Annotated in this window: 9 protein-coding genes; 2 read left to right on the top strand and 7 right to left on the bottom strand. The window is 70.3% G+C overall.

Annotation, left to right across the window (positions count from 1 at the left end; translation table 11 throughout):
* Positions 1 to 103: 103 nt before the first annotated feature.
* From OG609_RS45410 to OG609_RS45390, 5 genes are all read right to left on the bottom strand, one after another.
* Positions 104 to 934, bottom strand: coding sequence for an AfsR/SARP family transcriptional regulator (locus OG609_RS45410; protein ID WP_327278591.1), 831 nt, complete (start codon positions 932 to 934; stop codon positions 104 to 106).
* Between the two features lie 322 nt (positions 935 to 1,256).
* Complete coding sequence (locus tag OG609_RS45405; RefSeq protein ID WP_327278590.1) at positions 1,257 to 4,532, bottom strand: condensation domain-containing protein; 3,276 nt, start codon at positions 4,530 to 4,532, stop codon at positions 1,257 to 1,259.
* A 409-nt stretch (positions 4,533 to 4,941) separates the two neighbouring features.
* Positions 4,942 to 5,586, bottom strand: coding sequence for a ScbR family autoregulator-binding transcription factor (locus OG609_RS45400; RefSeq protein WP_327278589.1), 645 nt, complete (start codon positions 5,584 to 5,586; stop codon positions 4,942 to 4,944).
* A 67-nt stretch (positions 5,587 to 5,653) separates the two neighbouring features.
* The gene (locus tag OG609_RS45395) at positions 5,654 to 7,243 is read right to left on the bottom strand and encodes an acyl-CoA carboxylase subunit beta (RefSeq protein WP_327278588.1); all 1,590 of its coding nucleotides are present in this window, start codon (positions 7,241 to 7,243) and stop codon (positions 5,654 to 5,656) included.
* 127 nt (positions 7,244 to 7,370) lie between these two features.
* Positions 7,371 to 7,559 (bottom strand): acyl-CoA carboxylase epsilon subunit, encoded by a 189-nt coding sequence (locus OG609_RS45390; protein WP_327278587.1) that lies wholly within the window; start codon positions 7,557 to 7,559, stop codon positions 7,371 to 7,373.
* 272 nt (positions 7,560 to 7,831) lie between these two features.
* On the opposite strand from OG609_RS45390, the gene OG609_RS45385 reads away from it, so the two are divergent.
* Positions 7,832 to 8,815, top strand: a complete 984-nt coding sequence (locus OG609_RS45385; RefSeq protein ID WP_327278586.1) for a ScbA/BarX family gamma-butyrolactone biosynthesis protein — start codon at positions 7,832 to 7,834, stop codon at positions 8,813 to 8,815.
* Positions 8,816 to 8,934: 119 nt separating this feature from the next.
* On the opposite strand, the gene OG609_RS45380 is transcribed toward OG609_RS45385, so the two are convergent.
* Positions 8,935 to 9,780 carry an NAD(P)H-binding protein gene (locus OG609_RS45380; RefSeq protein WP_327278585.1) on the bottom strand — a complete coding sequence of 282 codons (846 nt, stop codon included), beginning with the start codon at positions 9,778 to 9,780 and terminating at the stop codon, positions 8,935 to 8,937.
* A 140-nt stretch (positions 9,781 to 9,920) separates the two neighbouring features.
* Here OG609_RS45380 and OG609_RS45375 point away from each other — a divergent pair, with 140 nt between their 5' ends.
* Positions 9,921 to 10,586 carry a ScbR family autoregulator-binding transcription factor gene (locus OG609_RS45375; RefSeq protein WP_327278584.1) on the top strand — a complete coding sequence of 222 codons (666 nt, stop codon included), beginning with the start codon at positions 9,921 to 9,923 and terminating at the stop codon, positions 10,584 to 10,586.
* Here OG609_RS45375 and OG609_RS45370 read toward each other — a convergent pair.
* Positions 10,579 to 12,123 (bottom strand): FAD-dependent monooxygenase, encoded by a 1,545-nt coding sequence (locus OG609_RS45370; RefSeq protein ID WP_327278583.1) that lies wholly within the window; start codon positions 12,121 to 12,123, stop codon positions 10,579 to 10,581. The two genes, OG609_RS45375 and OG609_RS45370, sit on opposite strands and share 8 nt — an antisense overlap.
* Positions 12,124 to 12,148: the final 25 nt, after the last annotated feature.

The raw sequence follows: 12,148 nt of genomic DNA, 5'->3' as shown, positions 1-12,148 counted from the left end.
GCATGGTGAGGAGCAGGTCCGGCGACGAGGTGAGCCCGCACACCATCGCCCACCGCAGTGAGCACCCGCCGCGCATGGCCCAGGACCCCGGGTGCGGCGGCCGTCAGCCCACGCGGGTCAGCCGCTCGCGATCGGCGCCGGCGGTCTCCGTGATGTGCTCCGGGTGGGCCATCAGGATCGACCGCTGCAGTCGGCGCAGTCCGGATGAGGGTTCAAGTCCCAGCTCGCGTACGAGAGTTGCTCGCAGCTGCTGGTACACGTCGAGCGCCTCGCTGCGGCGCCCCGAGCGGTGCAGGGCGAGCATGAACTGGGCGTGCAGGTTCTCGTGCGTGCGGTAGCGGCTGACCAAGACGGTCAGCTCGCCGAGGAGTTCACGGTGGCGGCCGAGCCGCAGGTCGGCCTCGATGCGCTGGTCGAGCGCGCACAGCCGGGTCTCCTCCAGGCGCCTGGTCTGCATCTCCAGCTGCGGCCCCGCCTGCACATCGGCGAGTGCCGAGCCGGTCCACAGCGCAAGGGCGTCGCCCAACTCGCGGGCCGCGCGAGGGAAGTCGCCCGCGTCCATGGCCCGGTAGCCGAGCCCGGCGAGCCGGTCGAACTCCCGGATGTCGCTGGAGCCGCCGGAGGTGTGGAGGACATAGCCGCCCGGGGCGGTGGAGAGGATGTCCTTCGGCGTACGCGTCGGGGCGCCCTCCGGGTCCTTCTCCAGAGCCCTCGCGATCATCTCGCGCAGCTGTAGTATGTATGTCTGCAGGGTGGTCCGCGCGCTGCGCGGCGGGCGGTCGCCCCAGAGCTCCTCTATGAGCGAGTCGACGGGCACGACCTGGTCGGCGTGCAGCGCCAGCAGAGTCAGCACCTGCCGCGGCTTCGGCGCCCGCGGTGTCACCGAGACCCCGTTCTCCCTGACGGCCAACGTGCCCAGTACCTCGATGTCCACGCCGTTTCCCCTCTTCGTGCCTGAGTCATCAGTCGCCCGAGGCCCGTCCAACACCCTGTCTCGGTATGCTGAGTTAAAAACAGCACGACTGGTTTGTCAATACTAGACCAGCCGTGCTGTTTTAATCGTTCCCCACGCTCCCTCGAGGGCCGTCCAGGTGGAAGCAATCATGCGCTTAAGCTGACGAACATGGACATTCAAGCGAGAAGAAAACGGGGAAGGTTGCTGCTCCTCCGCACGAGAAGGTGCAGATAAAGCGTCCACTTGGTTTGTTTTTGGGGGTGTCCGGGCCTGCAGCAGCCGAGCGACGAGGCCATCTCGCTCAGGTGTCGCCGGGCTGCCGGTCCGCCTCGCCCAGCAGGCGCGCCAGATCGCCCACCGCCTCGTCGGTACTGGTACCGGCCGTCAGCACGACCGTGCGGGTGCGGCATCCGTCCGCCGCGAGGCGGCGGGCCGTCTCGTAGGCGTCCGCCCCGCCGCCCGAGAAGGCGACGAGCAGCAGGGGCGCCGCTTCGCCCAGGGCGCGCAGCGCCCCGGGCCAGACCCGGGGCCCCTCCGGCGAGAACCGCAGCAGGATCACCGTCTCCGGCCCCGCGTACCGCCGGGCCAGCCGGGCGTACCAGGCCCGGGGAACGTCCGGCGAGGGCACCAGACAGATGATCCCGCCATCTCCCTGACGTAGCGTCAGGAACGGGGGCCGGGCCGCCCCCGTGACCGTCAGCTTGTCGAGTAGCGCGGCAATGGGCGTCGACTCGTCGGCCTCGTAGGGCAATTCCCGCAGCATGTCGGCGCAGTCGGCCAGCAGACCGGTGCCGTCCGCCAGCCGGGCACCGTCGTGGATCACGGACAGCACCAGGCCGCCGGCCCCGTCGCGGCGTGAGGCGAGGGTGACGGGGAAGGCGCTCGCGGCGACCGTGGTCTCGGAGAACTCCATGCGGATGCCGTTCGCGGCGAACGAGGGCTCGAACCGCCGCAGCGGGTCCAGGCCGCTCTCGAAGACGAGCAGACTCTCGGTGGTCCGCTCGTGCCCGGGAGACCCGTCCGGCACCACACCGCTCCAGCCGTGGATCTGACCGGACGAGACCCACTCGTACGACGACACGTCGATGGCCTGGTCACGCAGGGCGGCCAACAGGTCGGGCACGGTGGCGGCGGGGTCCACCTCGACCGAGACGGGCAGCGAGTTGCGCAGGGCCCCGGGCAGGAGCTCCACGCCCTCCAGCGGGATGCCCCGCCCGGAGACCGCCACGCTGAACCGCACCGGCATCGAACCGTCCGCTCCGGCGGCCCGATACAGCAGCAGCGCCCAGGCGGCCTGCAGCGCGCCGCTATCCGTGGCGCCCCACCGGGCGGCCCACGCGTCGAGGCGGGCGGTCTCGGAGGCGGTGAGCCGCACCCGCGCCCGCCCGGAACCGGTCCCCCGGGCGACGGGCGACGCGGTGACGTGGGGCGACACCGCGGCCGCGGGCCGGAGCGCGGAGCGCAGCCAGAAGTCCCCCGCGGCGGTGAGGTCCTGAGCCTCGATCCAGTGCGCGTAGTCGCGTACGTCCGGACGCCGGTCTCCGCCCGGCAGCGGGCCGTCCGCCAGATAGGCGCGGCAGAACGCCGCCACGAGCAGGCGCACACTCCAGGTGTCGAGCAACGCCAGGTGGTACGTGAGCAGCACCCGCGTGGCCCGCTCGGCCGTGCCGTCGTCCCCGGGGACATCGAGCAGCGTGATCCGCAACGGCCCCGGGGAGCGCGGATCGAGCCCGCGCCGCCGGTCGTCCACGACGGCGTCGGGCCGGACGCCGGCGTGCGTCATCCGCACCACCTCCGGCACGATCCGGTCGTGGATGGTGATCATGGAGTCAGGGCCGTGGTCGAACGCGGACCGCAGGACGGCCTCGCGGTCGAAGACGGACTGCCACGCAGCGGTGAACCGGGCGACGTCCAGGGGCCCGTGCCAGATCCAGCTGAGCTGTTCGATCTGCCGTCCGGTCCCGGGGTGCGCGTCGGCGTCGGCCAGCAGTTCGCGCTGCACCGGGCTGGGGGCGACGGTGCTCGTCGTGGTGTGCGGCACGCCGGCACCGCCCGCCAACTCGTCCAGGACGTCCCGCAGTACGGCCAGGAGCTGGTCGGCGGACTCCGCGGTGACGCCGTCGCGGACGGCGGGCAGCCGGTCGAGCCCGACGCACAGGCGACCGCCGCGGATCCGCGCGTCGACGTCCAGCGCGTACGCGACGGCGCCGCGCTGCGGCTGTCGGGTCGCGCGCACGTGCGCGGCCGGGGTGAAACGCACCAGCACCGGCACGGGTTCGCGCAGCGCGAGCCGCAGCGCCGGATCGGGGGCGTGCTCACGGCACGCGCCGAACGCGCCGCGTCCCAGGTCGCCGAGGCCCGAGGCGAGCCGGGCGATGAACTGGCGCGCGTTCTCCTCGTCCCCGCCGTCGAGCAGAACCGGCTCGGTCTCGACGAGCGGTCCGACCGTCCGGGCGAGAGCAGGGCCGCCCTGCCGTCCGTCGAGGCACACGTCGAAGGAGGCGGGCTGGGTACCGCGCCACCGGATCAGGGCCAACCCCATGGCGCCGATGAGCAGTTGGGCAGCTGTGAGGCCAAAGTGCCGGGGCACGGCTCCGGTCAGCCGCCCGGTGGCCGCACGGCCCAGGACGAAGCCGGGGTGGCGGTGCGGGTCGCTGTCCGGCAGCGGGGCGCGCGGGCGGGGCGCGCGGGCGGCCGCACGGCCCTCGGCGACGGCGCGCCAGCGATCGGTCTCCCGGGGGTCGGTGGCCACCACGGGCAGCGCGGCGCTCCAGTCCGTGTACCGCACGTGTTCGGCCGGGGGTTCCTCGCCGGGCCGGGCAAGCGAGGCGCGGAGATCGGCCATGAGGATGTCCAGCGAGAGCTGGTCGGCGACGAGTTCGTGGGCCACCACCACGAGCCTGCGCCGCTTGCGCAGCAGCAGTGCACACAGTGTGACGCCGGTGGCGGGGTCCAGGCGGCGGGCCGCCGCGGTGACGGCCTCGTGCTCGCGGGCGCGCGCGACGTCGGTGAGGACCACGCACTCGGCCGCGTACTCGAGCGGCTCGGTGTGGAGGGCGCCGCCCTCCGTCGTGTCGATACGGGAACCGAGCAGCGGGTGCGCCCGGACCAGGGCCCGCAGGGCGCCGTTCACCGCGGCCGGATCGAACGGCTCGGCCGCGTTCAGCACCCTGAAGAGGCCGGGGCCGGGGGCCTCCTCGGCGCGCCGGACCAGGTCGAGTTGGGCCGGTGAGAGCGGAACGGCGGGTCCGCCGCGGGCGGTGAGCAGGTCGGCGACGAGACCGGCCGGGAAGATGCCGGGGCGCTCGTGCGCGGCACCGGGGGCCGCGGCGGCCGTCTGCGGCTCGATGTGCAGCAGGTGGTGGTCGGGCCCGAGCTCTTGCAGCCTGTGGCGCCAAGGGCCGCCGCCGGGCGCGCGCGTGGCAACGTGGTCGAGCGCCGCCGAGACACGGCCGACGGCCAGCGGGCCCCGGATCTCCAGGACGGGCGGCACGTGAGGGGGCGTCTGCCCGGGGTCGATGACGACGGTCATCGACCCATCGGCGAAGCGCTCGGCGGTGGCACGGCTGTCGATCATCGGCATCCGGGGCGGGGCCCCTACCCCCTTTCACACAGCGAAACGTTTTCGCCCTGCTCAGCACGGTAGCGGCGCTCGCTCGGCGCGTCAGATTTCCCCAGCGTCCCTGAAGCGCTCCCCCACCGGCCCTCAGGCGAACACGGATGCAGGAGAAGTGTCGGCGGCCCTTGGCCGGCCGGAAATTACTGGGCGAGACGTAGCCCGCCCCCCTGACGGGGGAACGAAGGGGGACGGGCCGTGGGCGGCGTTGCCGCCATGCACCACAGTGGCAGCGCGCTGTCGAAGAACACCTGAGTCCCACTGGACCGCACTCACGCTCGATGGTCAGCCGCCCTTCTGATCACGCCGAACGGCGCGCACAGGAGAACGGCCGGGCCGCATCTTCCGTATGCGGCCCGGCCGTGCACCCTCAGGGCCCGATGAGGCCCGTGCGCTTGTCCCTCACCCGCTTTGGGGGGCGGGCGGACACCAGAACGTCCGCGGTCGCGATTCCGGGCAGCAGCAACTCCCAGAACCCGATGATCCGCCGTTCGGCGAGCCATTGCGGATCGTCTCCGGCCAGCACGTCGAAGCCCACGGTCGCCGCCACGATCGCTGCCGCGGCGTCGTCCGGCGACACGCCGGGAGCCAGGTGGCCCTCCGACTCGGCGCGGCGCAGCGTCTCCTCGACCCACCCGTGCCAGGTCCGCACCAGACCGGCTTCGGTGCCCAGGGGGCGCTCGAAGCTGAGATCGAAGCCGGCCCGGACGACGATGTCGTGCAAAAGGCAGCCCACCAGGCCGTGCGTCGCGTCGACGAGGGCCTGCAGTGCGCTCGCCCCGGCGTGACCGGAGAGCTTGACGAGCTCGTGGATCACGTCGGTGGCTGCTTCCTCGACCGCATGGGCGAGCGCCTTCTTGTTCTCGAAGTGGAAGTGCAGCGCCCCGTTGCTGACACCTGCCCGCTTGCTGATCGTCGCGAGTGAGGAGGGCACGTACCCCTCTTCCGCGAACACCGCGGCTGCGGCATCGATCAACGACTTCCTCGTGCGCACCGCACGTTCCTGCTTGACCATTCGACTTCTCCTGTGGTCGCCGACGGGCGAGGTGTCTACGACCGTCCTGGTGATGCGGGGGGCGTGGTCACTGCGGGGGGTTGCCGTGCTTGCGGGACGGCAGGTCCGCGTGCTTGTTGCGGAGCATCGCGAGGGAGTTGATGAGGACCTCGCGGGTGGCGGCGGGGTCGATGACGTCGTCGACCAGGCCGCGCTCGGCGGCGTAGTAGGGGTGCATCAGCTCGGCCTTGTACTCCTTGACCATCTTCTGCCGCATGGCCTCGGGGTCCTCGGCCCCGGCGATCTGCCGGCGGAAGATGACGTTGGCCGCGCCCTCGGCGCCCATCACCGCGATCTCGTTGGTGGGCCAGGCGTAGGTGAGGTCGGCGCCGATGGACTGGGAGTCCATGACGATGTACGCGCCGCCGTACGCCTTGCGCAGGATCAGCGAGATGCGCGGCACGGTGGCGTTGCAGTAGGCGTACAGGAGCTTGGCGCCGTGGCGGATGATCCCGCCGTGCTCCTGGTCCACGCCGGGCAGGAAGCCGGGCACGTCGAGGAGGGTCACGATCGGGATGTTGAAGGCGTCGCACATCTGGACGAAGCGGGCCGCCTTTTCGCTCGCCTCGATGTCCAGGACCCCGGCCAGAACATGGGGTTGATTGGCGACGATGCCGACGACCCGGCCGTCCAGGCGGGCCAGGGCGCAGATGATGTTGCGGGCCCAGCGCTCGTGCACTTCGAGGTAGTCGCCGTCGTCGACGAGCTCCTCGATGACCTCGGCCATGTCGTAGGGGCGGTTGCCCTCGACCGGGACGAGTTCGGTCAGGGCGTCGGTCCGCCGGTCGGCCACGTCCCCGCCATGCACCACGGGCGCGGTCCCGCGGTTATTCTGCGGCAGCATAGACAGCAGATAGCGGACTTCGGCGAGGCAGGTCTCCTCGTCGTCGTACGCGAAGTGGCACACACCCGAGGTTTCGGCGTGCACGTCCGCGCCACCCAGACCGTTCTGCGAGATCTCCTCGCCCGTCACCGCGCGCACCACATCGGGTCCGGTGATGAACATCTGCGAGGTCTCGCGCACCATGAACACAAAGTCCGTCAGGGCGGGCGAGTAGGCCGCGCCGCCCGCACACGGGCCCAGCATCACCGAGATCTGCGGGATCACACCCGACGCCTTGGTGTTGCGCTGGAAGATCCCGCCATACCCGGCGAGCGCCGAGACGCCCTCCTGGATACGGGCCCCCGCACCGTCGTTCAGGGACACCAGCGGCGCCCCGGCGGCGATGGCCATGTCCATGATCTTGTGGATCTTCGTGGCGTGCGCCTCACCCAGCGCGCCGCCGAAGATACGGAAGTCATGGGCGTACACGAAGACCGTGCGGCCCTCCACCGTGCCCCAGCCGGTGATCACGCCGTCCGTGTACGGCTTCTTCGCCTCCAGGCCGAACCCGGTCGCCCGGTGCCGACGCAACTGCTCGACCTCCTGGAACGACCCCGCATCCAACAGCAGCTCGATCCGCTCGCGTGCGGTCAGCTTGCCCTTCGCGTGCTGGGCCTTGGTCGCCTTCTCGCTCGGGCCGCGCAACGCCTCCGCGCGGATCGCGTGCAGCTCGGCCACGCGCCCACGCGCGTCGGTGGGCTGCGGTATCGGTGGCGGGGCAGTCACCATCGCCATATCACTTCCGTCCCTTTCTGCGACTGGGCCAAGGAGGTCGCACCCAGGGCCGCAGGAAGACCTTAACAAACCGTCCGCGCGGTTTATGGATGGATGCGGCAGATGGATGCGATCCGGCATCGTCCGGTCAGCGCCAGCCTCCGGGGGCCGAATAAGGCCGCGTGAGACTCCATGTCCGTGGGCGCGTCACGGCCACCGGCTCCACCTCGCTCCGCTTCGCCCTGATGTGGGCGAACAGCACCGCGGCAACGGCGGCCAGTTCGTCCGGGCTCACCTGGCCGCGCTCCACCCGCAGTGCGCACTCTTCGTCACGCATCCTCGACACCCCCTTCGGTCCACTTTGCACCCGACGGTGCGCCAGAGCGCTTGAGAGCCGCTAAGAGGCCGCTCGAGATCGAGCGGAACCGCACGGGCGGCCCCATCGGCATCGAAACCGACACCACCCCAGGTCGTCGCGAGCCCCCACCCCTGAATGCCCGGCCCCTTCCGCGTGATCACGCGGAAGCGTCTGGAAATTAAACCGGGTGGTATGTATCTTTGCCGCGGGCTCCACTTCCGCCCAAACAACCGCGATGCCAGGGGGAATCCGTGTCCACTGAGACCTTCCGTATGACCCGCGCAATACCCAGCACGGCACACAGCGCGAACGGCCTGACGGTGTCCACCGGTTCCGCCGCTCCCCCGCGCTATTCCACGCTGACCACCACCGTTCCCAAGGAATTCGTCCACCGCGCAGGCGTGGCCGAGGTGATGCTCACGGACTGGGTTCGCAAGGATGACCTGCACTTCTCCGTGGCGGCCCAATGGCCGCGAGGACACGCCTTCTTCACCTCCGTGGCCGGCTGTCACGACCCGCTGATGGCCGCCGAGACGATCCGCCAGATCGGGTCGCTGCTGGCTCACGCGGAATTCGACGTTCCACTCGACTTCCAGTTCGTGATGTGGGATCTCAGGCTCGAGATCAACCCCGCGAACCTGGCGATCGGTGGCGCTCCCGCCTCCCTGGACATGGACGTCACCTGCCGGGACGTCAAACGACGCAACAACGCACTCACGGGCTTGCACTACGACGTCGTGATGTACCGCGACGGCCAAGTGGCCGCGACCGGAAGCGGCGGCTTCACCTGCATGCCCCCGAAGGTCTACCGCCGAGTGCGCCGCGGCCGTCTGGCCGATGACGTGCGCGCCTTGCCCCTCACCGCTCCGACAGCACCGCAACTCGTCGGCCGGGTGTCCCCGATGGACGTCGTCCTGTCCGCGACCCCGCGCGAGGACCGTTGGCAACTGCGCGTGGACACCCGCCACCCGATACTGTTCGAGCACCCCGTCGACCACGTACCGGGGATGGCTCTCGTGGAGGCCGCTCGGCAGGCGGCGATCGCCACCGTGGGCCCCGCCTCCCTGCCGCTCTCTTTCGCGAGCGAATTCACGCGCTACATCGAGTTGGACGAGCCCTGTTTCATTGAGGCACGTCGTATTTCCGGGGACAGTACACGCATCCTCGTGACCGCCAGCCAGAACGACGAACTCGCCTTCTCGTCCTTGGTGACGATGGAGCTTCTTCCCATCTGAGAACGGAAGGCGGAGGCCCCGGGATCAAGAAGGACGATTCGGGGGCCCCGTCATTTGCCGACGTCACGCATGCTGACGAACGACTTCATCTCGCTTCACATTCACGGTCACAAACCGCCTCAGGCAGTAAAGGCGTCCCGATGGTCATGAGCCCACCTCCGGAAAGTGAGCGCGGGGCGGCCTGTCAGAGAACGCACCGTGCCGTCCACCGCGGATTTCGCCCCTGCCCGCTGTCTCTGCGCAGATTCCAGCCGTGCCTCGACCATCGGCGCCGGATACCGTTCGGCCAGACCCGCGCGGGCCTGTTCGAGCGTCAACTCCTCGAACCGCAAGGGCACCCCGATCGCCCGCGCGAGCTGCTCGGTCTGCTCGGCCGGAGTGATCGGCTCGGGGCCGGTCAGTGTGTACGCCTTCCCCGCATGCCCCTCCTCGGTCAGAACACGCGCCGCGACCTCGCCGATGTCCCGCGGGTCCACGCATGCGTTGGCCGACGTCCCGTGCAGGGCCCGGACGACCCGTTCGGACCGAATGGAGGCTGCCCAGGAGAGGGTGTTGCTCATGAAGGCGCGCGGCCGCAACAGGGTCCATTCCAGGCCGGAGGCACACAGCAGCTCCTCGGTCGTGCGCTGCCATCGGGTGATGAGATCGTCGGCGTCCGGGTCGAGCACGGCCGCCGCCGACAACTTCACCAGCCGTCGTACGCCGACCGCCCCCGCCGCACGGATGAGCCGCAGATCATCGTCGCCGCCCACCCGGTTGGTGACGACCAGCGCCGTACTCACGCCCTGCAGCGCGCGCTCCAACAAGCGTGGAGCGTCGAAATCGGCGGCCACGACCTCCGTCGTCTCCCCCCTCGCCATGACCTTGGAGGGGTCCCTGGTCATCAGGCGGACCCGCAGTCCCTCGGGCAGTCGTCGGACCACCTCGCGCCCCACTGTCCCCGTCGCTCCCGTCACCAGAATCATCAGGTCCCTCCCCCGGTCGCGGCCGCCTGACATGGCGTCTCTTCCCTCGGACACACACGGGCCATATAGGCCGCGAAGCAGTAAGATACATACTGGACGGTTTTTATTGGCTCCAGGACCATCGACTGAAAGAGACCTTCATGGCAAAGCAAGACCGAGCCATCCGCACACGGAAGGTGATTCTTTCCGCGGCGGCCAAGGTCTTCGAGGAGCGTGGCTTCCAGGCAGCGACGATCAGCGAGATCCTCAAGACGGCCGGCGTCACCAAGGGCGCCCTGTACTTCCACTTCCCCTCCAAGGAGCACCTGGCCCAGGGGATCCTGTACGAGCAGGACCAGCAGAACCTCGTCCAGGACCAGGCCTGCAAGGTTCAACAGCTCATCGACACCGTGATGTTGCAAGCCTACCGGTTGCAGACCGATCCGATGGTGCGGGCAGGCGTCCGGCTCTCGCTCGACCAGCGGGCCCACGGTCTCGACCGGAGCGGGCCGTTCGTGCGCTGGTCCCAGATTGTCCGCAGACTGCTCACCGAAGCCCAAGAGCAGGGCGAGCTGCTCCCTCAGGTCGTGGTCACGGAGACGGCGGACGTCACGGTGGGCGCCTTCGCCGGGGTACAGGCCATGTCCCAGGCCGTGTGCGAACACCGCGACCTGCTGGTCCGGGTCTCGGCGATGCTGCGCCACCTGCTGCCCAGCGTGGCACACCCGTCCGTCCTGACCACCGTGGAACTCGGCGCGGACCGGGGTGAGGCCGTCGCCCGGATGGTGGCCGAGTACGGAACCCCGCAGCCGGCCGAGGTCAGCTGAGAGCGTCGGCCAAGCCGCATTCCGGCGTGCCGCGCGGGCCGGGACTCCGAGTTCCCCCGCGCTCACCGAAGTAGACGGTCAGAGTGCTCGACAGTGGGTCGCCTCCGGGCGACCAGGCGACGTATCCGTCGGGCCTGACCAGCAGCGCGTCGCACGGCAGTTCCGGCGTCGCCGCGGCCTGTACCACGTGGAGCAGGTCCTGCCACGCCCGCGCCTGTTGCCGGTGGGTCTCGCCGTTGTCGCCCGTCAGCAGCAGCAGCGGGCGCCCCTGGCGCAGAAGGCTGATCACGTCCGTCCGCCCGTCGTCGGTGTCGAGGACGGCGTTGTTGAGGAATCTGCCCTCCCAGTGAGAAGGGCTCGGGGTGAGCGACGGGAGTACGGTGTCCTGCGCGCTGACCATCGACGCGAGGGCGTCCCCGAACGGTCCTCCCGACAGCATCCCGGCGAACATGTCACGCAGGGGGTCGAGTTCAGCGTCCGGACGCATCAGGGCGAGTTGGGCACGCGCGTTGTCGGTGATCTTCTGGGCTGCGGGACGACGCTCTCGGTCATAGGTGTCGAGCAGCCCGGTGCCCGCGTCGCCCCGGACCTCGAGCGCGAGTTTCCAGCCGAGGTTGAGGCCGTCCAGCAAACCGGTGCTCAGCCCCTGCCCGCCGATCGGAAAGTGCACGTGTGCCGCGTCCCCCGCCAGCAGGATCCGCCCTGCCCGATAGGCGGAAGCCAGGCGGGAGAAGTCGCTGAACCGGCTCAGCCACTCGGGCTCGGTCATCGCGATGTCCCGGTCGGTGATCCACGAGACCTCGTTCTGGAACTCGGCCAGGGTGAGCGGCAGATGGCGCGCGGGATGCGGCCCCGCACAGTTCAGGGTGCGCAGGCGCACGACACCCCCTCCGGCGTTCTTCACGATGACCCAGCCTCGCGGCGTCCGGTGCCATCCCGGACGCAACGCGTCCTCGTCGACCAGGCGGACGTCGCCGGCCATCGCGGAGACCGTGGCCGGGATCGAGCGGGACGGGATGCCCGCCCGCGTGCGGACGGTACTGCGTGCGCCGTCCGCGCCCACCAGGTAGTCCGCCGTGAAGGACGTCTGCCCCGATGGCCCCTCCGCCACGACGCGCACCGCGTCCTGCGTCTGCTGGATCTCGGTCACCCGGTGGTCCCGGAGGATGCGCGCACCGGCGATCAGGGCCCGCTCCTCAAAGAGTCGTTCGAGGTCTTCCTGCGGACACTTCAGGAGGGGCTCGGGCTCGGTGGCCGGCGCCGAGATGCTCAACCCGGGTATCCCCGCGAAGTGGAACGGGCTGGCCCGGTGCGTGGCGGCCGACAGGCCCACAAGGGCGGGCAGATGGCCGCGACGCTGAAGACACTGCACCGTGCGGGCGTGCAGTGTGGTGGCCTTCGGTCTTCGGGACACCGCCGTCCGGGCCTCCAGCACCACCGTGCGTACTCCGAGACCTGCCAACTCACAGGCCAGGAGCATGCCTACCGGCCCGCCACCCACGATGACGATCTGTGACTCGCTGTCGTCCACTGCCATGTCCTCCCCCTCGGCCCCCGGACGG

The sequence above is a fragment of the Streptomyces sp. NBC_01224 genome (assembly GCF_036002945.1).
GTDB lineage: Bacteria > Actinomycetota > Actinomycetes > Streptomycetales > Streptomycetaceae > Streptomyces.
Note: the sequence above shows the minus strand (reverse complement) of the source record. Positions and strands in the feature narration are given on the sequence as shown.